A 23,324-nucleotide genomic window follows, 5' to 3' on the forward strand; every position below is an offset into this window, starting at 1 on the left:
GCAGAGGATCTTGCGTGAGAGAACACTATCATCATGATAGAGATTTATTTCGAGCGCGTTTCGTCGTCCACCCGCACCTGCAGCCTGCGATGATTCCGCTCAGATCCATCACCGGAGGACCGGCCCATGACCGCACGCGCCCGCACCCAGGTGGACCCCGACCGCGACCTGCGCCCGGAGTTCGCCCCGTATCTCGCGATCATGGACTTCCTAGGGGCGCTCCTCGGACCGCGCGCCGAGATCGTGCTGCATGACACGAGCGACCTCAGTCGCTCGGTCGTCGCCCTCACCCACGGCCATCTGAGCGGCCGGTCGGTCGGAGCGCCGGCGACCGATCTCGTGCTGCGCGTGCTGCGCAACCATGAGCACGACGACGAGCCCTTCCTGGCCAACTACCTCGCGCAATCCGCGGCCGGGGGGCGATTCCGCTCGTCGACGCTGTTCATCCGCGATGCCGCGAGCGACGTCATCGGGATGCTGTGCATCAACATCGACGACACCGACCTGGTGCTCGCCCGTGATGCACTGACCGCGCTGACCTCGACCGTCGAGGTCGTGAAGGGCAGCCCCCGGCCGACGTCGGAATCCTCGCCCGGCGAAGACCTTCCGGTCGCCCCGTCGATCGTCGAGCGCTTGAGCGTCACGGTCGACGACCTCACTCTGGACAGCGTCTCGCGCATCGTGTCCGCCGGGGCGATCTCGCCGCTGCGGATGACCCAGACCGAGAAGATCGCGACCATCCGCGAGCTGGACAGGGCGGGGGTCTTCCTCCTCAAGGGGTCGGTCGCGCGCGTCGCCTCCGTACTGCAGACGTCGGAGCCCACCGTGTACCGCTATCTCCGTCAAGTACGCCAGGAGGCGTGAGACGAGGCATCCGTCGCGGTCGGTATGTCCCGACTCACGGGCGACGCATAGGCTCGAAGCCATGACGGATACCTCCCGCACCCCCACGCCCGTCGACGCGATCGCGGATGCCTGGGTCGACACGATCGCCGAGCTGTCGCCGACGCTGGCGACCTACATCGGCCGCTCCGAGTACGACGACCGCTTCGGCGACTACTCTCCGGCGGGCGCCGAGGCCTATGCCGCCGAGGCGCGCGCGACCCTCGCGGCGCTGGAAGCGGCCGCGCCGGTCGATGAGATCGACCGCGTCACGAAGGAGGATCTCAGCCGCGATCTGCGGCTGGACCTCGACCTGCACGATGCGCAGTGGCATCTGCGCGACCTCAACGTGATCGCCTCGCCCGCGCAGGACATCCGGGCGGTGTTCGACCTGATGCCCACCGCGACCTCCGACGACTGGGGGGTCGTCTCGACGCGCCTGAAGGCTCTGCCCGGCGCCGTGGAGGGCTACATCGCGACCCTGCGCGAGGGGATCTCGCGGGGCGTCGTCCCCGCGCGCCGCCAAGTGCAGGAGGTCATCAGCCAGATCCGGCGCTACACGGCCGACAACGGCTTCTTCGCCGAGTTCGCCGCGGACGCGGCCCCTGCGGAGGGGCAGCTGCCGGCATCCCTCGCCCGCGAGCTCACCGACAACGCCAACGCGGCGCGGGTGGCGTACGACACCCTCAAGACGTTCCTGCGCGGAGACCTGGCCGCGTCCGCGGTCGAGAAGGATGCGGTCGGCCGTGAGCTGTACGCCCTGCAGTCGCAGCGCTTCCTCGGCGCGACGATCGACCTCGACGAGACCTACGAGTGGGGTGTGCAGGAGCTCGCACGGATGGTCGCCGAGCAGGAGTCGATCGCGAACGAGATCTCCGCAGGGGCCTCGGTCGAGGAGGCCGTCGCGTTCCTCGAGGCCGATTCGGCGCGCAAGCTGCACGGCACCGACGAGCTGCAGCAGTGGATGCAGGCGACCAGCGACCGCGCGATCACCGAGCTCGGGCGCACCCATTTCGACATCCCCGAACCGATCCGTGCGCTGGAGTGCATGATCGCCCCCACCAAAGAGGGCGGGATCTACTACACCGGCCCGACCGACGACTTCTCGCGGCCCGGCCGCATGTGGTGGTCGGTGCCCGAGGGGGTCACCGAGTTCGACACATGGCGGGAGCTCACCACCGTCTACCACGAAGGCGTGCCCGGGCATCACCTGCAGATCGCGCAGGCGGTCTACAACCGCGCCGAGCTGAACTCGTGGCGGCGGCTGCTGGCCGGCACCTCCGGCCACGCCGAGGGCTGGGCGCTGTACGCGGAGCGGCTCATGGAGCAGCTCGGCTTCCTCGACGACCCGGCGGACCGGTTGGGGATGCTGGACGGTCAGCGCATGCGCGCCGCTCGCGTCGTGCTCGACATCGGCGTGCACCTCGAGAAGCCGCGGCTGGACGGCGCGGGCACATGGGAGCACGACTACGCGCTCGACTTCATGCTGCGCAACGTCAACATGCCCGAGGAGTTCGTGCGCTTCGAGGTGAACCGGTATCTCGGATGGCCGGGCCAGGCCCCGTCGTACAAGGTGGGCCAGCGCATCTGGGAGCAGGCGCGCGACGACTATCGCGCGGCGAAGGGCGCGTCGTTCGACATCAAGGACTTCCACAAGCGCGCCCTGGACATCGGCGGCGTCGGCCTCGACACGCTCCGCACCGCGCTCCAGCGGGCGTAGGAGCGCCGTTCCCGCGCGACGGGAATGCGGGGGAGCCGTTCGCGTTGCATGCACGTGAATGAATCCTCGAACAGGAGCACAGACATGAGCGACTTCTCCGACGTGCAGCTCGGACTCGACACCTTCGGCGACGTCACCCGGGACGTCGCCGGGGAGCTGCTGAGCGATGCGCAGACCATCCGCAACGTCGTGGCGCAGGCGGAGCTGGCCGACCAGGTGGGGGTGGCGTTCTTCGGGATCGGAGAGCACCATCGCCGCGAGTTCGCGATCTCGAGCCCCGAGATCGTGATGGCGGCCATCGCCGCGCGCACCGAGAGGCTGCACGTCGGCACAGCGGTCACGGTGCTCTCGTCCGACGACCCGGTGCGACTGTACGAGCGGTTCGCGACCCTCGACGCGATCTCCGGCGGGCGCGCGGAGATCATCCTCGGGCGCGGCTCGTTCATCGAGTCGTTCCCGCTCTTCGGCTACGACCTGCGCGACTACGAGACGCTGTTCGAGGAGAAGCTCGATCTGTTCACCCGGCTGCTCGAGGAGAAGCCGGTGACGTGGAACGGATCCACGCGCGCCCCGCTCACCGAGGCCGACGTGTTCCCGAAGACCGAGAACGGCATCCAGGCATGGATCGGCGTGGGGGGCACGCCCGAGTCTGTCGTCCGCGCCGCCCGCTACCGGCTGGGTCTGATGCTGGCGATCATCGGCGGCCCCGCCGAGCGCTTCCGGCCGTTCGTCGACCTCTATCACCGCTCGCTCGCGGGTTTCGGGCACGAGCGGCTCCCGGTCGGCGTGCACTCGCCCGGGCACGTCGCCGACACCGACGCCGAGGCGTGGGACGAGGCGTACGCCGGGTTCGAGGCCATGAACAACACGATCGGCCGCGAGCGTGGATGGCCGCCCTACAGCCGTCTGCGCTTCCAGCACGACGTCGGTCCCGAGGGGGCGATCTACTCCGGTTCGCCCGAGACGGTCGCCCGCAAGATCGCCCACACGGTGCGCCTCCTCGGCCTGGACCGCTTCGACATGAAGTTCTCCACCGGCACTCTGCCGCACGAGAAGATGATGCGCTCCATCGAGCTGTACGGCACGAAGGTGATCCCGCTCGTGCGCGACATGCTCTCCTGACCGGGCTCGCGCACAGCCCTACGATGACGACATGACGGATGCCTCGCACACCGTTCCCGCGGATCCGATCGGCCCTGCCGAGGGCGGGCGTGGATCTACGACGGCGGAGCGGCTCGACCGCCTGCCGCTGACCCGCCGCCATCTGCGGGTCCTCACGGGCTCGGGACTCGGCTGGGCGCTGGACGCGATGGACGTCGGGCTGATCTCCTTCGTGATCGCCGCCCTGGCGGCCCAGTGGGGCCTGCAGCCGACCGAGACGGCGTGGATCGCCTCGATCGGCTTCGTCGGGATGGCGATCGGCGCCGGCATCGGCGGACTGCTGGCCGACCGCTTCGGCCGACGCCAGGTGTTCGCCCTCACGCTGCTCGTGTACGGAGTGGCCACCGGAGCGAGCGCTCTCGTCGGCGGCCTGGCGCTTCTGCTGGTCTTCCGCTTCCTCGTCGGGCTCGGGCTGGGCGCGGAACTGCCCGTGGCGTCCACCTACGTCAGCGAATTCGCGCCGGCGCGCATCCGCGGACGTCTCATCGTGATCCTCGAGGCGTTCTGGGCGGTGGGATGGACGGCGGCCGCCCTCATCGGCTACCTGGTGATCCCCACCTCGGCCGACGGATGGCGGTGGGCGTTCGCGCTGGGCGCGATCCCCGCCGCGTACGCGCTGATCGTGCGCTGGGGCCTTCCCGAGTCGCCGCGGTGGCTGATGGGGCGCGGCCGGCGCGCCGAAGCCGAGGCGATCGTGCAGGGATTCGAGGCATCCGCTCCGCTGATCCCGACCACGGGCGCGCCGACGATCACCGCGCCCGTGGCGCCGCGTTCCACGCACCCGGCGCCGCGGACGGCCGAACCCGCGCCGGACCGCGCACGCCACCCGATCGCCGCCCTGTGGTCGGGGGAGTTCCGTCGACGCACCGCCAGCCTGTGGGTGGTGTGGTTCTGCGTGAACTTCTCGTACTACGGGGCGTTCATCTGGATCCCGTCCATCCTCGTCGCGCAGGGCTACGACCTGGTGCGCTCGTTCGGGTTCACCCTCGTGATCACCCTGGCTCAGCTGCCCGGCTACGCCCTCGCCGCCTGGCTCATCGAGGTGTGGGGCAGACGCACGACGCTGTCGGTCTTCCTGGCGGCGTCCGCCGTGTCGGCGGTGCTGTTCGGCACCGCCGCGGGGGAGGGGATGGTGATCGCGACCGGGATGGCGCTGTCGTTCTGCACCCTCGGCGCGTGGGGCGCGCTGTACGCCGTCTCACCCGAGATGTACCCGACCTCGCTGCGCGCGACCGGATCGGGCTGGGCCGCGGGTATCGGCCGCATCGCCTCGATCGTCGCGCCGCTCTCCGTGCCGCCGCTGCTGGCGGCGGGCGGGGCGCCGGTGCTGTTCGTCGTGTTCGCGGGGTTCTTCGCGGTCGCCGCGCTCGCCACGTGGGGCCTGGTCGACCGACGCGGGCTCGCGCTCGACGACCGCTGATCGACGATCGGCCTCCTTCGCCGGACGTAGGCTTGGGGACGTGGCATCCGTTCGCTTCGTCGCCATCGGCGACTCCTTCACCGAGGGTGTCGGCGACGACCTGCCCGACGGTCGCGTGCGCGGCTGGGCCGACCTCACCGCACAGGGCTGGGCGGATGCCTCGGGTGAGCCGATCTCGTACGCCAATCTGGCGATCCGCGGCAAGCTGGTCTGGCCGATCGTCGAGCAGCAGCTGGAGGCGGCGCTCGCTCTCGAGCCGACGCACCTGTCGTTCAACGGAGGCGGCAACGACATCCTGCGGCCGCGCGCCTCGGTGGCGCACATCGCCGACGCGTTCAGCCACGTGCTGCGGCGCTGCGATGAGGAGGGTGTGCGGCTGCTGCTCCTGTCCGGAGCCAACCCGTCGGGTCAGCTGCCGCTCGGCAGGGTCTTCCAACGTCGCGGCGATCTGCTGAGCGCGGCCGTGGAGGCCCGTATCGCCGACCGTCCCGACGTCGTGCGCGCGTACAACTGGCCCGACCGCGAACTGGGCACGCCGCCGTACTGGTCGGAGGACCGGCTGCACATGAACGCACGCGGTCACCACCGGGTGGCGGCCCGCGTGCTCGATTCGCTGGGGGAGAAGGCACCGGATGCCTGGTGGTCCCTGCCCGATCTCCCCGCGACGATGAGCCCTCGTGGTCGTGCGTACTACCGCGAGCACGTCGGTCCGTGGATCCGCCGTCGTCTCACCGGCACCTCGTCGGGCGACGGGCGTACCGCGAAGTTCCCGACCTGGACGCCGGTCGAGCCGTCAGCCGTCTGACGGCGCCGCAGCGTCGACGGTGTAGGTGAGCTCGGCGAACTGGCCGGCCTGCGCCACCGAGACGAGCCGCAGCCGGTCGGATCCCAGGACGCGGGGGAGCAGCGGCTTGCCGGCACCGAGCGTCGCCGGGGCGACCGAGACCCGCACCTCGTCGAGCAGCCCCGCATCGGCGAACTGACCCGCCAGATCGCCGCCGCCCACGATCCACACGTCGCGCGTGCCCGCGGCCTGGGCGATCTGCTCCCAGTGCGCGCGCACCTCGCCCGCGACGACGCGCACGTCGGCGCCGGGCACGCCGGGCAGCGCCCGGGTCGAGAAGACGAACGTGGGCCGCTCGCCGTAATAGGCGGGCCACTTCTCGGGGTGCGCCACCAGATCTTCGTGCGCGACGACCCACTCGTAGGTCGACGAACCCTGCACCAGCACGCCGATGCCGTCGAGGAATCGCTGGAATCCCTCGTCGCCGCCCTCGCCGCCCGGAGTGGCGAACAGCCAGTCGAGCGAATCGTCTTCGGTGGCGAGATAGCCGTCGAGGGTGGTCGCGGTGTAGAAGATCGCCCGTGTCATGCCGGAACGATAGCGCCCACCCCCGACAGCGCCGCTCAGTCGCGGTCGAGCACCTCGCGGACGAAGCCGCGCACGTTGTCGCCGAGCGCAGCGATGCGCCGCTCGCGCGCCGCATCCACGTCGAAGCCGAGATACGCCGAGGGCGGGCGCCGGCGCACGTTGACCGGGCACTCGAACTGCGCGCAGACGAGGGTGCCGATCGAATCGCCGTTGCGCCCCGCCCGCCCGGAGCGGCGGGCGCTAAAGAAGACGACGTCGTTCGGCAGCGTCACGTCGGCGCACCAGGCGCACTGCGGCCGCGAGCGCGGCGAGGCATCCGACTGCCGCAGGGCGACGCCGACGAGATCGCCGTCCAGGTCCACGACGACATAGCCGAGGTTGGGGTACTTGCGGTCGCGCCAGCCGAGGAACTCGGCACGCTCGGGATCGAAGGAGTCGAGGTCGGGCAGCGTGATGGCAGCCCGCTCGCGCATGCTGACGTTGGTGAAGGAGGCGCGGACGCGCTCCGGGGTGAAGAGGTTCATGAGGGCACCGTTCGGTCGGGGCGCGCCGCGGCACGCCGAAGAGGAGACTCGATCACGGGTCCGGTGGCGGACTCGGACTGCACGGGCGCACCGGTCGACGTCGAAGACGACCGGTGCGACGGGGGAGCTACCTCATGCCGGCGCGAAGCGCGCCGACGACCTCCACACGCCCGGAGGGCAGAGCTGCGCGGACGGAATGCATGCTCCGAGTCTACGTCGCGGCGCCCGGGAGGGGTCGGAAAGGGGGAGCGGACGCCTCGACCCGTGCCTCGACCTCGGCGAGGGCGGCGCGTGCGGCAGCCGTGGGCATGATCGCCACCAGACCCCGCGACAGCCGCAGCAGGGCGGCGACGTCGAGCTCGCCCGTGCGAGCGCGATCGCAGTGCACCGACTGGATCGCCGCCTCGATCTGGAAGCGTCCGAGAGGCCTCCCGAACCGCGCCGCGCGGTGCAGCAGCGCTTCGCCTTCGGCGATGAGCTCGGCGTCCCAGGCGGCCGGATCCTGTTCGTCCAGTGGTGGCCAGGCGTCGCCCGTGCGGGCGGGAGCCCGGGACTGCGCGAGGGTGAGCAGCGCGGCCAGCCCCCAAGCCTCGGGCTCGTCGTCCAGCAGGGACGCGAGCAGCACCGCGAGCCACCGCGCCTCGTCGGTGATCGAGTGCCGGATCTCATCGCCCTGATCCAGCCACGAGATCGCGTACGCACCGTAGACGGCTTCGAGCACCGCGGGCAGTCGCGCCGGCATGTCGGCGCGACCCGGCATGCGGAAGGGGATGCCGGCGTCGCGGATGCGGCGCTTGGCCCGGACGAGCCGCTGAGCCATGGCCGACGGCTCGACCGCGAACGCCGTGGCGATCTGGGCGGCGTCGAACCCCAGCACCGTCTGCAGCATCAGCGGGGTGCGCACGGCCGGATCGATCGCGGGATGCGCGCAGACGAACATCAGCTCCAGACGGCGGTCGGGGATGCCGTCGGTGCGGTCGAGGAGATCCGCGATGTCGTCCATGGCCTGGCCGTGCCTCTCCGGGTCGAGCTCGGTGCCGGTGCGCACGGCGGCCGACTTCCAGATGTCGCGCATGCGGTTGCGCGCGACCGTGAGCAGCCACCCCTCGGGGTTGCCGGGCACGCCCGCCTCCGGCCACCGGGTCAGCGCCTCTTCGAACGCGTCCGCGAGGCAGTCCTCCGCGAGCGCGAGGTCGCCGGTCGGAGCGGCCAGCAGCGCGACGAGATGTCCGTATGACGCGCGTGCAGACCGCTCCGCGACAGCGCGGGCCGTGGCGGAGGCATCCGCGGTCCCGTCGGAGGCCATGTCAGAGCTGGGGCTCACCGGTCCAGGCGCCGTCGGTGAACCGCGTCGCCGACGGCCGGATCTCGACGTGGCCGTAGTGCGCGGACGGCGCCTGGCGCGCCCACTCGAGCGCGACGTCGAGATCGGGCACCTCGATGACGAACGTGCCGCCGAGTCGTTCCTTAAGATCCGCGAACGGACCGTCCTGCACCACGAGCTCACCGCCGGCGAGCGTCAGGGTCGTCGTGGCGGTCGACGGCTGCAGCACCTCCGCGCTGCGCAGCACCCCCGCGGCATCCAGCGCCTTGGCGTAGACGTCGAAGGCGCGCATGCCCTCGGCGAGCGCCTCGGGGCCGAGATCCTCGGCGGTCATCTCGGGGTAGTGGAGGAGGAGGGTGTAACGCATGGCGGTCCTTTCGGGAGTGGGTCGATCGTGACATTCCCATGACGATCGGGCCAGGGGAGGATCGACAGGGAGGGCCGAGCAGGTCGCCGAGTTGAGATGATGGGAGCATGACCGCGACGGAGCTGGAGGAGCTGCGCGTGCTGCGCGAGCGCGCGTACGGTCCCGACGCCGACATCCACGACGATGCGGATGCGCTCCAGCGGCTGAGGCAGCTCGAGGAGAGCGCCCGGCCGTCCGTAGAGGCGACGCCGTCCGCGCCGGAGCCGGCGACGACGCCCGACGAGGCGGCGGACACGTCGAGCACCGAGGATGCGACGGGCGTGCCCGAAGTCGCGGGGGAGGAGGATGAGGCATCCGCCCCTCCCGTGCCTGCGCGGCGGCTCGCACGCGCGATCGCGTTCGCCCGGTCGACGCGCGGCGGGCGCATCCTCGCCGGAGCCGCGATCCTGGTGGTCGTGCTCGTCGTGGCCGCCACAGCGCTCACCGTGGTTCAGCGCGTGCAGACCGCCCCGCTCGCGCCGAACGCCGAGCAGGTGGTGCGCCTCGGCGTCGACGCGAACTTCGCAGCGCCCAAGTTCCTCGACGGCGCCCGACCTGACGGCGGGCAGCTACTGGGGTATCGGGAGTACGGCGGGCTGCGGGCGGTCCTCATCCCGCACGGCGGGTTCTGGTACGGGCCCGGAACCGGGGTATGCGTCGTCGTCATGCAGGCGGCGGATGTCGCCGCTTCGACGGACAACTCCTTCCCGGGCTCCATCTGGGGCGGCTGCGCGGCCGGAGCCTTCCCGGCGACCGCTCAGTTCGTCGTCACGGCCGACGCCTCGGAGGAGGTGCGCTCGATGTTCCCCATCGGCACCGCCCTCCAGTTCATCTACGACAACAACACCGGCGAGGTGGTCCTGTTCCGTCTCCCGCCGCCCGGTGACGGCACCGCGGCGGGGACTCCCGCGCCATAGTCGGGGAGTACCGGCATCGCGCGGAGACTGCGGCTCGCCGACGGCGCGTCGTCAGGCCAGCGGCTCGCCGTTGTCGGTCGTGCGGCGCGTCGTGACCTGCTGGCCGTTGACCGGGTCGACGGCGGTCCGCGACTCCGACACCGTCGAGCGACGGCGCATCATGAAGATCAGGCTGAGCAGGAACACCACCGCGCCGGCGATCATCAGGATGTAGCCGATGAGGTGGAGGTCGACGTAGCCGCCGAGATCGACGTTCACCGCGAACGCCAGGATGGCGCCGATGACGAAAAGAGCGATGCCGCTTCCGATACCCACGTGAGGCTCCTCAAAGTCGGGGCGACCGGGCACACCGCACGGTGACGCCGGGCGCCGGTCGATTCGTTCCGACTCTATTGACGGGTTCGTCGTCGACGGCGGGGGTGGAACGTCCGTCCCCGGGGGTGTATAACGCGGACCGAGATCGTGGAGTTCGCGCGGGGCAGAGGAGTCGTTACGCGGGAGGCGGCCCTTCCAACGTATTCGAACTGACATAATGTGCATTATCGGCGAACTCTCACGACAGCAGTCGAGATGGCTGTCGCGGTGACCGCCCGGGTGCAGAGCGTCGTCGGCCAGGTAGGTCGAGAACGCGTAGCCCACGCAGTGGGATCGCTCGGGGACCTGCCCGTGAAATACCAGCCGCTGACCGCACTACACGGCGTCGGCTCGATGCGATGTACTGAGGTCACCGCGATCACCCGAAGATCGCCGACGCCCTCCCCAGGGGCGACGACGCGCGTCGCTCGACCGGCAACCCCCAGACGGCTCGAGGCGGGCGCGACGGCGGTGCGGCGCCGTTCCCCCAGACGGCCCGCACCGCCTTCCACGCGCGCAATGCCCGCGCCGCAGGGCGACCGCTATCCTGCGGGTAGTTCCGGCGTGTGAAGGAGGAGACGGATGCCGACCAGCGCCTTCCATCCCGTCCGCACGCGCCGGCTCGTGCGCGACCAGGTCTTCGACCGGCTCCTCGAATCGATCGTGAGCGGCGCGCTCGCTCCTGGCGAGGACATCCGGGACATCGATCTCTAGCAGGAGTTCGGGGTGTCCCGGACGCCGATCCGCGAGGCGATCCTCCGGCTGGTCGACCTCGGCCTCGTCGAGATGCAGACCAACCGCTTCACCCGCGTGGCAGCCGTCGACCTTTCCGCGCAGGTGCAGCGCACGGAGGCGGCGATCCCCCTGATCGCGCTCTCGGCGCGCACCGCCGGTCCTGCGCTGACCGACGACGACCTCCGTCGCGCTCAGCTGCTCTTCGCGCAGCTCCGGACCCTCGACATCGAGCGCCACGGCAGGCATGAAGGGCTCGATCTCTGGTACGCGGTCTACCAGATCCTCGTGGAGCGCGCGGGAAACGAGATCGTGTCCGGCATCCTCCTGGATCAACTGGGTCCGCACCTGCGCCGGTCGGCGCAGAACACGGTCGAGCCCGATGTGGCCGCATTCCTCCCGGTCTACATCGACCGGCTCGAACAACTGTTCCTCGCCCGTGACGGCGACACGATCGCCGCGACGATCACCGCGGGCATCACCCAGACCGTCGTCGTCCCGATGAGGCGTTTCCTCGGGACGACTCCATGACGGATGCGAAGATCCCGCGGATCGGTGTCACCGACCAGGTGATCGGTCAGATCCGCACGGCTCTCGAAGCCGGTGCGCTCCTGCCGGGAACGATGCTGGGTGTGGCAGAGCTCGCCCGCCAGTTCGGCGTCTCTGCAGGAGCTGTCCAGAAGGCCCTGGGATCGCTCGAATCCGAATCCCTCGTGGACTCCACCGGCGCCCGCACGTACGTGATCACGCCGACGCCGGCCTGGTACCTCGCGATCCTCGCACACAGCAGCGGGCTGAGCATCGCCGCCGCGCAGACCGCAGTACCGCTGATGCCGGATGCCGCGCGCGCGGGGTTCGACCGCGCCGCGGCCGCGGCGTGCGAAGCGTGGTCCAGTCGGACGGTTCCCCAGACCGACGCGGCGGTGGGGACGTGGGGGCTGCTCGATCTGCTCGCGGGCGAGACGCAGAACCCGCATCTCGCTCGGGAGCACCACCGTCTGAAGACCGCTCTCGCGTTCGGCACCCGCCATCTGGGCGTCGAACGGAACCCGCAGATGCTCGTCACCGCTCTCACCGAGTTGGCCGCCGTCGTGCACGAAGGTGACGCCGACGAGGCCGCCGAGATCGTCCGCGATCTCTACTCCTTCGTGGCGCTCCCCTACCAGCTTCAGATGCGCTGAGCGGGTCGCATGTCGTACGTCACCCACGGTGTGGCCTGGGCCACCGTGTCGTAGAGGCGCCGCGCGGTGGCGTTGTCGGCGGCGGTGATCCAGCGCACGACGCTCGCTCCGTCGTTTCCCGCCAGCTCGACAGCAGCCGACAGCAGCGCCGTCGCGACACCCCGTCCGCGAGCATCCGGAGCCGTGAACAGGTCGTCGAGGTAGAGCCCCATCGTCGCCGTCGACGGACGCGCGAACGAACGCAGGTTCGCCAGGCCGAGCAGGCGGTCGCCGTCCTCGGCGACGAGACCGCGCAGGCCGTGCTCACCGCGCGACACCCACCCCCACGTGGTCGCGACGGCCTCGTCGTCGACGGCCAGTCGGTAGAACGCGCGGTAGCCGGCGTAGAGCGGCTTCCACTGCGACTCGTCCGCGGCGACGAGCGGCCGCACCCTCACATCCATCCCCCCACCCTAGGGAATGTTCGTCCGGGCGGCCCGGGCATGGCGCGACCGGTGGCACGGTAGAGGTGAGCCACCGCAGGGGCGGTGCAGCGAACACGACGGAGGACGCATGAACATCGGCACACTGACGGTCGACAGCCCCGACATCGCACCGGGCGCGCGCATCGACGACCGATTCACCGCCTATCACGAGAACGACGTCCCGGAGATCCGCGTCAGCGGCGCACCGGAGGGCACCGTCGAGCTGGCCCTGATCGTGCACGACCCCGACGCTCCGCTCCCCTACGGATTCACGCACTGGGTGCGCTACGGACTCTCCCCCTCCGACGGCGTGGTGTCGGCCGCAGACGGATCGCACCGCGACGCCCCGAACGACGCCGGAGCCACGGGCTGGTTCGGCCCGAAGCCGCCCGGCGGTCACGGCGACCACCACTACTACTTCTGGGTCTACGCGCTCGACACCCGGGTCGAGGGCGAGCCCGGCCGCGAGGAGTTCCTCCGGCGCTACGCCGGCAACGTGCTCGAGCAGAACCGTCTGGTCGGCAGGTACTCGCACTGACCGGAGACCCCTCCGCCCCGCTCTAGGCTCGGAGGATGCTCGATGCGCTGACCGGATTCGTCGTCGTGGGCGTCTCCATCGCGATCGGGTACGTGATCGGGCGGATCGATCTGCTCGGCGAGCATGCGCGTCCGGTGCTCAGCAGGCTCACGTTCTTCGTGCTGTCGCCGATCCTGCTGTTCGTGGTGCTCTCGCAGGCCGACGTGCACACGCTGTTCTCCGCGCTGCTGCCGGTGTCGGCCCTTGCCGCGCTCGCCATCATCGCGCTCTACGCGCTCGTGGCCCGTCTGGCGTGGCGCCGATCGGTGGCCGAGACCGTCATCGGCGCCCTGTCGGCGGGGCAGGTCAACTCGAACAACATCGGGATCCCCCTGTCGCTCTACCTGCTGGGCAGCGCCGCGTTCCCCGCCCCGGTCATCCTCATGCAGCTGCTGCTGTTCACCCCCGTGACATTGGCGATCCTGGATGCCTCGACCTCCGGCCAGCGCGCACTGCTGCCGATCCTTCGGCGCACCGCGCTGAACCCGATCGTGCTCGGCTCCGTGCTCGGCGCGCTGGTGTCGGTGCTGGGGCTGCATCTGCCGCCGATCGTGCTCGATCCCCTGCAGCTGGTGGCCAACGCGTGCGTGCCGGTGCTGCTGATCAGCTACGGCATCTCGCTGCACGGCCGGCGTGTGCTCGGCGTCGCGGGGCACCGTCGTGACGTGATCCTCGCGTCGGTGCTGAAGCTGCTGGTCATGCCCCTCGTGGCCTGGGCGATCGCCGCGCTGGTGTTCCGCCTCTCCCCCGCCGACGTGCTGGTCGTCGTGGTGCTCGCGGCGCTGCCGACGGCGCAGAACGTCTTCAACTACGCCCAGCGCTACGACGTCGGAGAGACGATCGCCCGCGACACGGTCTTCATCACCACGCTCGGCTGCATCCCGGTTCTGCTGGCCGCCGTCGCCCTGCTCGGCTGACCCACCGGCCCGGCCTCCCCGACCGCTCCCCCGGCGGCGCTATTCTGAGCGCGGGAGCTCCCAGGCAACTCCCAGAAAGGGCACCCCCATGTCCACTGCAAACCCTCTCGAAAAGTCGGCGGTCAACGGCATCCGCACCGCCCTCGGCATCGGCGGCGTCGTCGCGCTCATCGTCGGCATCCTCATCCTCGTGTGGCCGGCGAAGACGGCCGCGGTCGTCACCGGCATCATCGCGGTGTACGCGATCATCGGCGGACTGACATATGCCGGTCTCGGCATCTTCTCGAAGTCGATGGGCGGATGGGCGCGGATCGGGCACATCGTGCTCGGCGTGCTGTTCATCATCGCCGGCGCGATCGCGTTCGCCAACCTCGGCGCGACGGCCGCCACGTTCGCCGTCTTCCTCGGCATCCTGGTCGGCATCATGTGGATCGTCGAAGGCGTCGTGGCGCTGACGACGCTGAGCGGATCGGCATCGAAGGTCTGGTCGGTCTTCTTCGCGATCATCAGCATCATCGCCGGCATCACGCTGCTCTTCTCCCCGCTGTGGGGCGCGCTGGTGCTGTGGTGGCTGCTGGGCATCTCGCTGGTCGTGCTCGGCATCATCCAGATCGCCCGCGCGTTCACCTTCAAGGGTCTCTGACCCGCAGACGGAAAGACGGCTCCCGGATGCCTCCGGGAGCCGTCTTCGCGTGAGCGGCGAGGTCTATTCGGCGCCGAACGAGCTGATGTCGCCGACCAGGCGGGTGTGGTCGGCGGGGATCGGGTCGACGGCGGCCTGCGCCACCTCGGCGGCGAACTCCGACACGTTGTAGAGCTTTCCGGCGGACTCGCGTCGCTGCGAGATGGCCCCGGGGTTGGCGCGCTCGAGCAGGGTCGCCGTGATGGTGCCCTCGATCATGTCGCCGGAGACGACGACGAAGCCGACGCCGCGCTCGTCGAGCGACGGGATGAGCTCCCGGAGCGCGTCCTCGCCGGCGCGCTTGGAGCGGGCGACGGGCTCGTATTCGGGCATGGTCGGGGTCGTGCGGATGAAGTGGGCCTGGTGGCTCGTCACGAACACGACGCGGGCCCCGTCGCCCAGGAGCGGCAGCGCCGCCTGGAGCACGTCGACCTGCGCGTCGCGGTTGAGCGTGAGCGCGTAGTCCTCGGCCATGCCGGCCTCCATGCCGCCCGACGCGTTGAGCACGAGGATGTCGAGCCCGCCGAAGGTCTTCTCGACCTCGGCGAACAGCGCGCGCACCGACTCGGGATCGGTGAGGTCGGCACCCACGACGAGCGCCTCGACGCCGAGTCCGCGGAGCTCGGTCGCGAGCTTCTCGGCGCGCGGCGCCTTGTTGCGGAAGTTGATGACGACGTTCGCCCCCGCCTCGGCCAGGTAGCGGACGGTGTCGGCGCCGATGCCGCGCGAGGAGCCCGTGACGAGGGCGGTGCGACCGGCGAGCGAGCCGGACGGAAGGATCTGGGACACGCGGAACTCCTGACGTCTGGGGTGGTGCGCACCCGCCCCACGAGAGCGTCGGGAGGGCCGTTCCGACCCTACCAATCCGGGGCCCGCGGGAACGTCGCGTGCTAGGTTCGAAGGAGACGGGGAGGCTCATCGTGGACATCATGACGGCCATCGAACAGTTCGCCTGGATCGCCTGGCTGGTGCTGATCCTGCTGTTCCTCGTGATCGAGATGCTCACCCTCGACCTCACCTTCCTGATGCTCAGCATCGGCGGGCTCGCCGGGCTCGGCGCCGATCTCGTGGGCGCACCGATCTGGCTGCAGGTGATCGTCGCGGCCGCCGTCGCCGCCCTCCTCGTACTGTTCCTGCGCCCCCCACTGCTGCGGCGGCTGCGACGAGGCGAGGATCCCACCCCCAGCAACGTCGAGGCGCTGATCGGGCTCACCGGCCAGGTGGTGTCGACCGTCTCGGGCCACGGCGGCCAGGTGAAGCTGTCGAACGGCGACCTGTGGACCGCGCGATCGCAGGGAGACGCCGATCTCGAGCCGGGCACGGTCGTGCTCGTCAACCGCATCGACGGGGCCACCGCCTTCGTCCGCCCGAAAGAGGAGATGTCCGCATGACCGCCGCTCAGATCATCCCGCAGGCGATCGGATGGATCCTCGCGGGCGCCGTCATCATCTTCGTGCTGGTGGTGATCTTCCGATCGATCCGCATCGTTCCCCAGGCCACCGCCGGTGTCGTCGAGCGACTGGGGCGCTACCACAAGACGCTCATGCCGGGTCTCAACATCCTGGTGCCGTTCATCGACCGCCTGCGCCCGCTCATCGACATGCGCGAGCAGGTCGTGTCGTTCCCGCCGCAGCCCGTGATCACCGAGGACAACCTCGTGGTGTCGATCGACACCGTCGTCTACTTCCAGGTCACCGACGCCCGCGCGGCGACGTACGAGATCGCGAACTACCTGGGAGCCGTGGAGCAGCTCACCACCACGACCCTGCGCAACGTCGTCGGCGGGCTGAACCTGGAAGAGGCTCTGACCAGCCGCGACAACATCAACAACCAGCTGCGCGTCGTGCTCGACGAGGCGACCGGAAAGTGGGGCATCCGCGTCGGACGCGTCGAGCTCAAGGCCATCGACCCGCCGCACTCCATCCAGGACTCGATGGAGAAGCAGATGCGCGCCGAGCGCGACCGCCGCGCCCTCATCCTCACCGCGGAGGGCACGAAGCAGTCCGCGATCCTCACCGCCGAAGGACAGCGACAGGCCGAGATCCTCAAGGCCGAGGGCGACAAGCAGGCGGCCGTGCTGCGCGCGCAGGGCGAGTCCGAGGCCATCCAGATGGTGTTCCACGCCATCCACGCCGGCGGTCCCGACGACAAGCTCCTCGCCTACCAGTACCTGCAGACGCTGCCCAAGATCGCCGAGAGCGCGTCGAGCAAGCTGTGGATCATCCCGAGCGAGCTCACCGAGGCGCTCAAGGGCATCGGCGGCGCCTTCGCCGGCCGTGACGGCGGCTCCGCCCCGCAGTCGCCCGCCCCTCAGCCGGCGGCCGCGGTCGTGCCGACGGCGAGCTCCGCCGCCGCGGATGCTGCGGCATCCGCCGTGCGTGAAGCCAGCGCCGCCGCCGACACGTTCGCCTCCGATGCCCGCGCTGCCGCCGTGGCCGGCGACGACCCGGCGCCGGCGAACTGACGCTCCCCGACGACACCGTGCATCCCTGGTTCGGCCACGCCACACCGCGCGTGCTCGCACACCGCGGCCTCGTGACGCCCGAGGCCGCAGAGGACGGCGTCGTGGAGAACTCGTACACCGCCGTCACCCTCGCCCACGCGGCCGGCGCGGAGTACGTCGAGTCGGACTGCCACCTCACCGCCGACGGCGTGGTGGTGCTCTTCCACGATCCCGACCTGTCGCGGGTGACCGGCGATCCGCGCACCGTAGCCGAGGTGACCGCGGGCGAGCTCGAACGGCTGATGTCCGATCGCGGCGGACTCATCACGCTCGCCGAGGCGCTCGACGCGTTCCCCTCCCTGCACTTCAACCTCGACGTGAAGGCGAAGGATGCCGCGACCCCCGCCGGTCGGATCGTCGCCGCGCACGCCGAGCGGGTCCTGCTGACGAGCTTCTCCGACTCGAGGCGCCGCGAGGCGCTCGCCGCCGCCGAGGCGGTGGGGCGCGGCATCCGTCCGGCCACCTCCGCCGGAAGCGACACCATCGTCCGGCTCCTCGCGGCGGCCGCGTTGCGTTCGCGCGCGCTCGCCCGGCGGGCTCTGCAAGGCATCGACGCGCTGCAGATCCCCGAGCGGCAGGGCCGCATCCGGGTGCTGACGCCGTGGCTCATCGACACCGCGCACCGCAACGGCACGGAGGTGCACGTGTGGACGGTGAACGACCCCGACGACATGGCGCGGCTGCTCGCCCTCGGGGTGGACGGACTGGTCACCGACCAGGCCGACGTCGCCCTCGCGGTGGTGGAATCCCACAAACGCGACCTCTGATCCCGGCGCAGGATCCCCTTTACCCGCACAGCGCTGTGCATCCTCTGTGAATGCCGTTCGCATCCCGCGGTTTCGGATGATCCGCACAGGTGGCGTCGTTATACCTGACTGCAGACGAGAGGACCACAAGATGGCAGACCGCAGCTTGCGCGGCATCCGACTCGGCGCCCAGAGCCTACAAAGCGAAGACGGCGTCGTGTTCCATGAGCGCGCCCAGCACACCTATTCGTGCACGTCGTGCGGACGTGACACGACCATGACCTTCGCCGCCGACGCCGAGGTCCCGCAGGCCTGGGAGTGCCGCACGTGCGGCGCCGAGGCCCTGCTGCGCATCGGCGACGGCACCGCGACCGTCGACCACAGCGACGACAAGGTCGCCCGTACGCACTGGGACATGCTGCTCGAGCGTCGCACGCTTCCCGAGCTGGAAGAGCTGCTCGAGGAGCGCCTGGCCTTCGTCCGGTCGCGCCGCGGCGCCGCCGACGAGAAGATCAGCGCCTGATCCCGTCCTGACGCCTCAGACGCCGGTCCCTTCGGGGGCCGGCGTCTTCGTCGTTGCGACGGCGCGCCGTCCGCGGACGAGCATCGCGAGGCCCACCGCGATGAGTGCGGCGATGCTCCCCCAGCCCAGGACGAGCTTGATCGCGGGACCGATCACGGCGGCGGCGGTGAGTCCGGTGCGCAGCGGCACGTCGGTGAGCATGTGCCCCGCGGAATCGGCGGGCAGCCCGGCCAGGGTCGTGCCGTCGGCGGCGATCACCTGACTCGTGCCGACGGTCGAGAGATTCACCACCGAGCGCCCCATCTCGATCGCGCGCATGCGGGCGAAGGCGAGCTGCTGGAGGTTCTCGTCGGTTCCGCGGAAGTCGGCGTTGTTCGTCTGGAACAGGTACACCTGCGCGCCGCCCTGCGCGCCGTCCCAGACCACGTCGTCGTAGATGACGTCGAAGCAGATCGCCAGCCCGAGCCCGACGCCGTTCAGGTCGATCACCGGCGCCGCCGTGCCCGGAGTGTACTCCCGGCCGATCAGGCCGATCAGATCGGGCGACAGCGGCTCCCAGAAAGCCCGATCGGGGACGTACTCGCCGAAGGGCACCGGATGCCTCTTGTCGTAGGTCTGCGTGGCGCCCTCGCCTGCGCGCCACAGCAGCGCGGAGTTGAAGTAGGCGTCGCCCCGTGCGGTGACGGCGCTCACCAGCAGCGGTGCGCCCAGGCGCGTGGACAGGTCGTCGAGCACGGCCGCGGTGCCGCTGTTCGTCGTCGGGTCGGAGTCGACGCCTCCCTCCGGCCAGAGCAGGAGGTCCATGCGCTCGCCGAGCAGCGGCGCGGTGGCGCGCAGCTGCGCCTGGAGCACGTCGTTGCGGGCGCGCTGATCGAAGTAGCCCGCGGGGCCGTTGCCCTGGACCGAGCCCACGCGCAGCGAACCGGCCGCCGCGGTCGGGAACTGCGGGACGAGCAGCAGGGCGAGCAGCACGATGACGGAGGGGATGGCGGTGGTGACCCGCCGGTACCGCGCACGTCGGACGTACTCCACGAGCATGGCGCACCACAGCACGATGAGGAACGACAGCCCCGACATGCCGACCCAGGAGGCCAGCTCGGCGAACGGTCCGTCGACCTGTGTGACACCGATGCGGCCCCACGGGAAACCGCCGTACGGCCACGACCCGACGACCTGCTCGCGCAGGGTCCACAGCCCTGCGACGAGCGCCGGCAGGAGCACGAGGCGACCGATCGCGCCCGGCAGCACGCGCGCCATCCACCGGTACGCCAGCGCGATCGGCACCGCGAAGACCGCGGTGAGCAGCGCTTCGAGGGTCGACAGCGCGATCCAGGGGATCGGGCCGAGGTACCGGGCGGTGAAGAGCAGGTTGACCGAGAAGAACGCCGCACCGAAGAGGAACCCGACGAGCAGGGACGACCAGATCCCTCGGCCGATCAGGGTGACGAGCGCCAGGGCGACCGCGGGGAGCGCCATCGGCCACCACCCGAGCGCCGGGTACGCCGTCGTGAGCAGGAGCCCGGCCACCGCCGAGGCGGGCGCCGCGATCGCGAGGGGAAGGATCGGTCGCGGACGGTCGGCGAGGGGCACCCGACAACCCTAAGCCGCGTCCCGGCGTGGTCGGGACGACGCTTCGACGGGGTCGGCGACCGAGATGCGGGCTCAGACGGAGCTGTAGGCGACGATCCCGCGACGCACGGCGTCGAGAGCCTGCCGCGCCGTCGTGGCCAGCTTCGCGTCGGCCACGATCGACAGCTGATCCAGCAGGTCGATCGTCTGCTTCGCCCAGCGCACGAAGTCGCCGGCGGCCATGTCGGCGTCGCTCAGCACGCGGTCGAGCAGGGCACCGCGGGCCCACCCGTGCATCGCCTGTGCGAGACCGGCCGCGATCGGCTCGGTGCCAGGCAGGTGGTGCTCGCGTTCGAGGTCGTCGAGCCGCTGCCACAGCTCCTGCGTGTCCCCGAGCGCCCGACGGAACGGCCCGCGCGGCAGCCCCTGCTCCCCCGGTCCGGCCTCGTCCCGTCGCGGCTCGTACACCAGCGAGCAGGCGAGCGCGGCGAGGGATGGAGCATCCAGCTCGTTCCACAGACCGCGCCGGAGCGATTCGGCCACCAGCAGGTCGCGATCGCCGTAGATGCGCCGCATCGTGCGGCCCGCCGGGGTCAGGCTGGTCACGCCGTCGGCGGCGACGCGCACGTAGTCGAGCTCGCCGAGCACGTCGACCACGCGATCGAAGATGCGCGCGACCGTGCCGGTGCGGTTCTCGATCTGCCGGCGCATGCGGTCGACCTCGCGCTTGAGCTTCCAGTAGCGCTCGGCCCAGCGCGCGTGCGCCTCGCGCTCGGGGCACTCGTGGCAGGCGTGACGCTGCATGCGCCGTCTCAGGGTGCCGATCTGGGTCTGCCGGCGGTCACGGGTCGCCCGGGAGGCGTTGGCGTCCTTGCGGTTCAGCTTCTCGAGGTCGCTCAACTCGCGACGGATGCCGGAGTACTCGGCGAAGTCGCCGCGATCGCAGGTCATCGCCGTCTGGTAGCCGGCGAGGGATTCCTCCGCCTCACGCACCTGCCGCGCCAGTCCGACGACCGCGCGATCGGCCTGGAACTGCGCGAACGAGGACTCGAGGATCTCCCGGGCGCGCGGGCGCCCGAACCGGTCGATCAGGTTGACCGCCATGTTGTAGGTCGGGCGGAAGCTGGAGTTCAGCGGGTAGGTGCGCCGCGAAGCGAGCGCGGCGACCTGCTGCGGGTCGAGCCCCTCGGTCCACTGCACGACGGCGTGGCCCTCGACGTCGATGCCGCGACGGCCGGCACGGCCGGTGAGCTGCGTGTACTCCCCCGACGTGATCGCCGCGCGCGTCTCGCCGTTGAACTTCTCGAGCTTCTCGAGCACGACCGTGCGCGCGGGCATGTTGATCCCGAGCGCGAGGGTCTCGGTGGCGAACACGACCTTGACGAGCTTGCGCTGGAACAGCTCCTCGACGACCTCCTTGAAGGCGGGGAGCATTCCGGCGTGATGCGCGGCGACCCCCCGCTCGAGGTTGTCGAGCCATTCGTAGTAGCCCAGCACCGCGAGGTCCTCGTCGAGCAGGTTGCGGGTGCGATCCTCGACGATCGCGCGGATCTCCGCCCGCTCGGCCTGGTCGGTGAGCCGGACGCCGGCGCGACGCACCTGCTGCACCGCCGCCTCGCAGCCCACGCGGCTGAAGATGAAGAAGATCGCCGGCAGCAGCGTCGCCCGATCGAGCAGGCGCACCACGTCGGGGCGATCGATCCGCTCGATGCGCTGCACGTTGGCGGACCGCACAGGACGCTGGCCGCCTTTCGGCGGTCGACGACCCGATGCCTCGTACCCCCGCTGTCGCGCACTGTTCATGCTCTGCGCGCGGCGGTTGTTCTCGAAGTTCGATCCCTTGAAGGAGCGGATGCGCATCAGCTCCTGGTTCACCTGCGCCGTCGCGATGCCCGCACGGTCGTCGAACAGCGGCAGCAGGTCGCCGCGCACCAGCACATGCTGCTCCAGCGGCACGGGGCGGATCTCGGAGACGATCACCTCGGTGTCGTCGCGCACGGTGTCGAGCCAGTCGCCGAACTCCTCGGCGTTGGAGACGGTCGCCGAGAGCGACACCAGCCGCACGCGCTGCGGCAGGTGGATGATGATCTCCTCCCACACCGCACCGCGGAACCGGTCGGCGAGATAGTGCACCTCGTCCATCACGACGAACCGCAGCCCTCGGAGGGCGGGCGAGTCGGCGTAGAGCATGTTGCGCAGCACCTCGGTCGTCATGACCACGACCCGGGCGTTGCCGTTGATGTTCGTGTCGCCGGTGAGCAGGCCCACGTTCTCGGGCCCGTAGACGTCCTGCAGCTCGCGGAACTTCTGATTCGACAGCGCCTTGATGGGTGTCGTGTAGAACGCCTTGTCACCGTCCTCGAGCATCGCGAGGTGGATCGCGAACTCCCCCACCACCGTCTTCCCAGCCCCGGTGGGGGCGGCCACCAGCACGCTGCGACCGTCTTCGAGCGCGAGGCATCCGGCGATCTGGAACGGGTCGAGCTCGAAGCGCTGCGACGCCGCGAACGCCGCGGTGATCGGATGCGTCTGCGTCTCGCGGGCGCGGGCGTAGCGCTCAGCCGGACTGGGGTCGCTCACGCGGGCAGGTCCGTCGCGAGGATCGCGGCGGCGCGCTTGGCGCGGCGGCGGTCGACGAGCAGGGCGACGCCGACCGAGGCGAAGTAGAGGAACAGCATCGGGATCGCGAGGAGGAACATCGAGATGACGTCGGCGGCGGGGGTCGCCAGCGCCGTGAAGACGGTGATGGCGATGATCGCGACCCGCCAGCCCCGGAGGATCGCCTTCCCGCTCATGATGCCCATCACGTTCAGCAGCACGAGGAACACGGGCAGCACGAAGGCGACGCCGACGACGAGAAGCAACTTCAACACGAAGTCGTAGTAGTAGCTGTACTGGAAGAAGTTCGCCGCACCGTCGGGCACGAAGGTCGACATGAGCTCGATGATGTGCGGCATCACCAGCCAGCCCGCGAAGGCGCCGGCGAAGAACAGCGGGATCGCCGCACCCAGGAAGCCCCAGGTGTAGCGCACCTCCTTGCGGGTGAGTCCCGGCGCGACGAAGAGCCAGATCTGCGACAGCCACACCGGCGCCGACAGAATCAGCCCGACGGCGAACGCGATCCGGATCTGCAGATCGAACCCGCCTGTGACGGTGTCGTAGTTCAGCACCGCCTTGCCGGTGCGCTCGTTGATCACGTTGATCGGCACGGTGAGCAGCTCGACGATCGGCTGCGCGAGGAAGAAGGCGATCACCATGCCGACGACGAGGCCCGCGGCGGCGATCATCAGCCGCTTGCGCAGCTCGACGAGGTGCTGCCCGAGCGACATGCGCTTCTCGCGCTGCGCACT

General features: G+C 70.4%; 26 protein-coding genes. 16 read left to right on the forward strand and 10 right to left on the reverse strand.

Annotated elements, in window-relative coordinates; all coding sequences use genetic code 11:
• Positions 1-126: 126 nt before the first annotated feature.
• The 5 genes from ACSJDX_RS12690 (at position 127) to ACSJDX_RS12710 (ending at position 5,988) form a co-directional block, all read left to right on the forward strand.
• Positions 127-864 (forward strand): helix-turn-helix transcriptional regulator, encoded by a 738-nt coding sequence (locus ACSJDX_RS12690; protein WP_438353019.1) that lies wholly within the window; start codon positions 127-129, stop codon positions 862-864.
• Positions 865-925: 61 nt separating this feature from the next.
• On the forward strand, positions 926-2,602 hold the full coding sequence (locus ACSJDX_RS12695) for a DUF885 domain-containing protein (protein ID WP_438353020.1): 1,677 nt from the start codon (positions 926-928) through the stop codon (positions 2,600-2,602).
• An 84-nt stretch (positions 2,603-2,686) separates the two neighbouring features.
• A complete protein-coding gene (locus ACSJDX_RS12700) occupies positions 2,687-3,724 on the forward strand; it encodes an LLM class flavin-dependent oxidoreductase (protein ID WP_438353021.1) in 1,038 nt (345 codons plus the stop codon).
• 31 nt (positions 3,725-3,755) lie between these two features.
• Positions 3,756-5,183 carry an MFS transporter gene (locus tag ACSJDX_RS12705; protein WP_438353022.1) on the forward strand — a complete coding sequence of 476 codons (1,428 nt, stop codon included), beginning with the start codon at positions 3,756-3,758 and terminating at the stop codon, positions 5,181-5,183.
• A gap of 40 nt (positions 5,184-5,223) precedes the next feature.
• Complete coding sequence (locus ACSJDX_RS12710) at positions 5,224-5,988, forward strand: SGNH/GDSL hydrolase family protein (RefSeq protein WP_438353023.1); 765 nt, start codon at positions 5,224-5,226, stop codon at positions 5,986-5,988.
• Here the strand turns inward: ACSJDX_RS12710 and ACSJDX_RS12715 are convergent.
• The 4 genes from ACSJDX_RS12715 to ACSJDX_RS12730 all read right to left on the reverse strand — a co-directional run bounded on the left by ACSJDX_RS12715 (position 5,977) and on the right by ACSJDX_RS12730 (position 8,770).
• Positions 5,977-6,555 carry a dihydrofolate reductase family protein gene (locus ACSJDX_RS12715; protein ID WP_438353024.1) on the reverse strand — a complete coding sequence of 193 codons (579 nt, stop codon included), beginning with the start codon at positions 6,553-6,555 and terminating at the stop codon, positions 5,977-5,979. The two genes, ACSJDX_RS12710 and ACSJDX_RS12715, sit on opposite strands and share 12 nt — an antisense overlap.
• A 35-nt stretch (positions 6,556-6,590) precedes the next feature.
• Positions 6,591-7,079, reverse strand: a complete 489-nt coding sequence (locus ACSJDX_RS12720) for an FBP domain-containing protein (protein ID WP_438353025.1) — start codon at positions 7,077-7,079, stop codon at positions 6,591-6,593.
• A 211-nt stretch (positions 7,080-7,290) separates the two neighbouring features.
• Entirely contained in the window at positions 7,291-8,403 is a 1,113-nt protein-coding gene (locus ACSJDX_RS12725; protein WP_438353026.1) for an RNA polymerase sigma factor, read from the reverse strand.
• Positions 8,387-8,770, reverse strand: coding sequence for a YciI family protein (locus ACSJDX_RS12730; RefSeq protein WP_438353027.1), 384 nt, complete (start codon positions 8,768-8,770; stop codon positions 8,387-8,389). The genes ACSJDX_RS12725 and ACSJDX_RS12730 overlap by 17 nt, the downstream gene beginning before the upstream one ends.
• A 107-nt stretch (positions 8,771-8,877) precedes the next feature.
• Between ACSJDX_RS12730 and ACSJDX_RS12735 the strand changes: the two genes are divergently transcribed.
• A complete protein-coding gene (locus tag ACSJDX_RS12735; protein WP_438353028.1) occupies positions 8,878-9,726 on the forward strand; it encodes a hypothetical protein in 849 nt (282 codons plus the stop codon).
• A gap of 51 nt (positions 9,727-9,777) precedes the next feature.
• Here ACSJDX_RS12735 and ACSJDX_RS12740 read toward each other — a convergent pair whose 3' ends face one another.
• Positions 9,778-10,041 (reverse strand): DUF6458 family protein, encoded by a 264-nt coding sequence (locus ACSJDX_RS12740; protein WP_438353029.1) that lies wholly within the window; start codon positions 10,039-10,041, stop codon positions 9,778-9,780.
• A gap of 621 nt (positions 10,042-10,662) precedes the next feature.
• Here ACSJDX_RS12740 and ACSJDX_RS12745 point away from each other — a divergent pair.
• From ACSJDX_RS12745 to ACSJDX_RS12755, 3 genes are read left to right on the forward strand one after another with little or no spacing between them, the layout of a single operon-like run.
• Positions 10,663-10,794 carry a hypothetical protein gene (locus tag ACSJDX_RS12745; protein WP_438353030.1) on the forward strand — a complete coding sequence of 44 codons (132 nt, stop codon included), beginning with the start codon at positions 10,663-10,665 and terminating at the stop codon, positions 10,792-10,794.
• Between the two features lie 12 nt (positions 10,795-10,806).
• A complete protein-coding gene (locus ACSJDX_RS12750; RefSeq protein WP_438353031.1) occupies positions 10,807-11,343 on the forward strand; it encodes a hypothetical protein in 537 nt (178 codons plus the stop codon).
• Entirely contained in the window at positions 11,340-11,993 is a 654-nt protein-coding gene (locus tag ACSJDX_RS12755) for a GntR family transcriptional regulator (protein ID WP_438353032.1), read from the forward strand. Before ACSJDX_RS12750 ends, ACSJDX_RS12755 begins: the two co-directional genes overlap by 4 nt.
• Here ACSJDX_RS12755 and ACSJDX_RS12760 read toward each other — a convergent pair.
• On the reverse strand, positions 11,981-12,436 hold the full coding sequence (locus tag ACSJDX_RS12760; RefSeq protein WP_438353033.1) for an N-acetyltransferase family protein: 456 nt from the start codon (positions 12,434-12,436) through the stop codon (positions 11,981-11,983). The two genes, ACSJDX_RS12755 and ACSJDX_RS12760, sit on opposite strands and share 13 nt — an antisense overlap.
• 109 nt (positions 12,437-12,545) lie before the next feature.
• On the opposite strand from ACSJDX_RS12760, the gene ACSJDX_RS12765 reads away from it, so the two are divergent.
• The 3 genes from ACSJDX_RS12765 (at position 12,546) to ACSJDX_RS12775 (ending at position 14,594) form a co-directional block, all read left to right on the forward strand.
• Positions 12,546-12,995 (forward strand): YbhB/YbcL family Raf kinase inhibitor-like protein, encoded by a 450-nt coding sequence (locus ACSJDX_RS12765; protein ID WP_438353034.1) that lies wholly within the window; start codon positions 12,546-12,548, stop codon positions 12,993-12,995.
• A 35-nt stretch (positions 12,996-13,030) separates the two neighbouring features.
• Positions 13,031-13,951, forward strand: coding sequence for an AEC family transporter (locus ACSJDX_RS12770; RefSeq protein ID WP_438353035.1), 921 nt, complete (start codon positions 13,031-13,033; stop codon positions 13,949-13,951).
• Positions 13,952-14,039: 88 nt separating this feature from the next.
• Positions 14,040-14,594, forward strand: a complete 555-nt coding sequence (locus ACSJDX_RS12775; RefSeq protein WP_438353036.1) for an HdeD family acid-resistance protein — start codon at positions 14,040-14,042, stop codon at positions 14,592-14,594.
• A gap of 63 nt (positions 14,595-14,657) precedes the next feature.
• On the opposite strand, the gene ACSJDX_RS12780 is transcribed toward ACSJDX_RS12775, so the two are convergent.
• Entirely contained in the window at positions 14,658-15,422 is a 765-nt protein-coding gene (locus ACSJDX_RS12780) for an SDR family oxidoreductase (protein ID WP_438353037.1), read from the reverse strand.
• Positions 15,423-15,562: 140 nt separating this feature from the next.
• On the opposite strand from ACSJDX_RS12780, the gene ACSJDX_RS12785 reads away from it, so the two are divergent.
• From ACSJDX_RS12785 to ACSJDX_RS12800, 4 genes are all read left to right on the forward strand, one after another.
• Positions 15,563-16,024 (forward strand): NfeD family protein, encoded by a 462-nt coding sequence (locus ACSJDX_RS12785; RefSeq protein ID WP_438353038.1) that lies wholly within the window; start codon positions 15,563-15,565, stop codon positions 16,022-16,024.
• Positions 16,021-17,097 (forward strand): SPFH domain-containing protein, encoded by a 1,077-nt coding sequence (locus tag ACSJDX_RS12790; protein ID WP_438353039.1) that lies wholly within the window; start codon positions 16,021-16,023, stop codon positions 17,095-17,097. The genes ACSJDX_RS12785 and ACSJDX_RS12790 overlap by 4 nt, the downstream gene beginning before the upstream one ends.
• 50 nt (positions 17,098-17,147) lie before the next feature.
• A complete protein-coding gene (locus tag ACSJDX_RS12795) occupies positions 17,148-17,903 on the forward strand; it encodes a glycerophosphodiester phosphodiesterase family protein (protein WP_438353040.1) in 756 nt (251 codons plus the stop codon).
• A gap of 130 nt (positions 17,904-18,033) precedes the next feature.
• Positions 18,034-18,405, forward strand: a complete 372-nt coding sequence (locus tag ACSJDX_RS12800; protein ID WP_438353041.1) for an RNA polymerase-binding protein RbpA — start codon at positions 18,034-18,036, stop codon at positions 18,403-18,405.
• Positions 18,406-18,420: 15 nt separating this feature from the next.
• Here the strand turns inward: ACSJDX_RS12800 and lnt are convergent, their stop codons facing one another.
• The 3 genes from lnt to tatC form a co-directional block, all read right to left on the reverse strand.
• Entirely contained in the window at positions 18,421-19,995 is a 1,575-nt protein-coding gene (gene lnt, locus ACSJDX_RS12805; RefSeq protein ID WP_438353042.1) for an apolipoprotein N-acyltransferase, read from the reverse strand.
• A 72-nt stretch (positions 19,996-20,067) separates the two neighbouring features.
• Positions 20,068-22,554, reverse strand: a complete 2,487-nt coding sequence (locus ACSJDX_RS12810; protein WP_438353043.1) for a DEAD/DEAH box helicase — start codon at positions 22,552-22,554, stop codon at positions 20,068-20,070.
• The gene (gene tatC, locus ACSJDX_RS12815; RefSeq protein ID WP_438354988.1) at positions 22,551-23,303 is read right to left on the reverse strand and encodes a twin-arginine translocase subunit TatC; all 753 of its coding nucleotides are present in this window, start codon (positions 23,301-23,303) and stop codon (positions 22,551-22,553) included. The genes ACSJDX_RS12810 and tatC overlap by 4 nt, the downstream gene beginning before the upstream one ends.
• Positions 23,304-23,324: the final 21 nt, after the last annotated feature.

This window comes from Microbacterium fluminis (assembly GCF_051549805.1).
In the GTDB taxonomy this organism is placed as follows: domain Bacteria; phylum Actinomycetota; class Actinomycetes; order Actinomycetales; family Microbacteriaceae; genus Microbacterium.

Bases quoted from the DNA above. Each gene is read 5' to 3' on its own strand.
- ACSJDX_RS12765 (WP_438353034.1), top strand. From the start codon at position 12,546: ATGAACATCGGCACACTGACGGTCGACAGCCCCGACATCGCACCGGGC.
- ACSJDX_RS12770 (WP_438353035.1), top strand. From the start codon at position 13,031: ATGCTCGATGCGCTGACCGGATTCGTCGTCGTGGGCGTCTCCATCGCG.
- ACSJDX_RS12690 (WP_438353019.1), top strand. From the start codon at position 127: ATGACCGCACGCGCCCGCACCCAGGTGGACCCCGACCGCGACCTGCGC.
- ACSJDX_RS12700 (WP_438353021.1), top strand. From the start codon at position 2,687: ATGAGCGACTTCTCCGACGTGCAGCTCGGACTCGACACCTTCGGCGAC.
- ACSJDX_RS12715 (WP_438353024.1), bottom strand. From the start codon at position 6,555: ATGACACGGGCGATCTTCTACACCGCGACCACCCTCGACGGCTATCTC.
- ACSJDX_RS12745 (WP_438353030.1), top strand. From the start codon at position 10,663: ATGCCGACCAGCGCCTTCCATCCCGTCCGCACGCGCCGGCTCGTGCGC.
- ACSJDX_RS12775 (WP_438353036.1), top strand. From the start codon at position 14,040: ATGTCCACTGCAAACCCTCTCGAAAAGTCGGCGGTCAACGGCATCCGC.
- ACSJDX_RS12785 (WP_438353038.1), top strand. From the start codon at position 15,563: ATGACGGCCATCGAACAGTTCGCCTGGATCGCCTGGCTGGTGCTGATC.
- ACSJDX_RS12695 (WP_438353020.1), top strand. From the start codon at position 926: ATGACGGATACCTCCCGCACCCCCACGCCCGTCGACGCGATCGCGGAT.
- tatC (WP_438354988.1), bottom strand. From the start codon at position 23,303: ATGTCGCTCGGGCAGCACCTCGTCGAGCTGCGCAAGCGGCTGATGATC.
- ACSJDX_RS12755 (WP_438353032.1), top strand. From the start codon at position 11,340: ATGACGGATGCGAAGATCCCGCGGATCGGTGTCACCGACCAGGTGATC.
- ACSJDX_RS12790 (WP_438353039.1), top strand. From the start codon at position 16,021: ATGACCGCCGCTCAGATCATCCCGCAGGCGATCGGATGGATCCTCGCG.
- ACSJDX_RS12735 (WP_438353028.1), top strand. From the start codon at position 8,878: ATGACCGCGACGGAGCTGGAGGAGCTGCGCGTGCTGCGCGAGCGCGCG.
- ACSJDX_RS12730 (WP_438353027.1), bottom strand. From the start codon at position 8,770: ATGCGTTACACCCTCCTCCTCCACTACCCCGAGATGACCGCCGAGGAT.
- ACSJDX_RS12800 (WP_438353041.1), top strand. From the start codon at position 18,034: ATGGCAGACCGCAGCTTGCGCGGCATCCGACTCGGCGCCCAGAGCCTA.
- ACSJDX_RS12720 (WP_438353025.1), bottom strand. From the start codon at position 7,079: ATGAACCTCTTCACCCCGGAGCGCGTCCGCGCCTCCTTCACCAACGTC.
- ACSJDX_RS12760 (WP_438353033.1), bottom strand. From the start codon at position 12,436: ATGGATGTGAGGGTGCGGCCGCTCGTCGCCGCGGACGAGTCGCAGTGG.
- ACSJDX_RS12705 (WP_438353022.1), top strand. From the start codon at position 3,756: ATGACGGATGCCTCGCACACCGTTCCCGCGGATCCGATCGGCCCTGCC.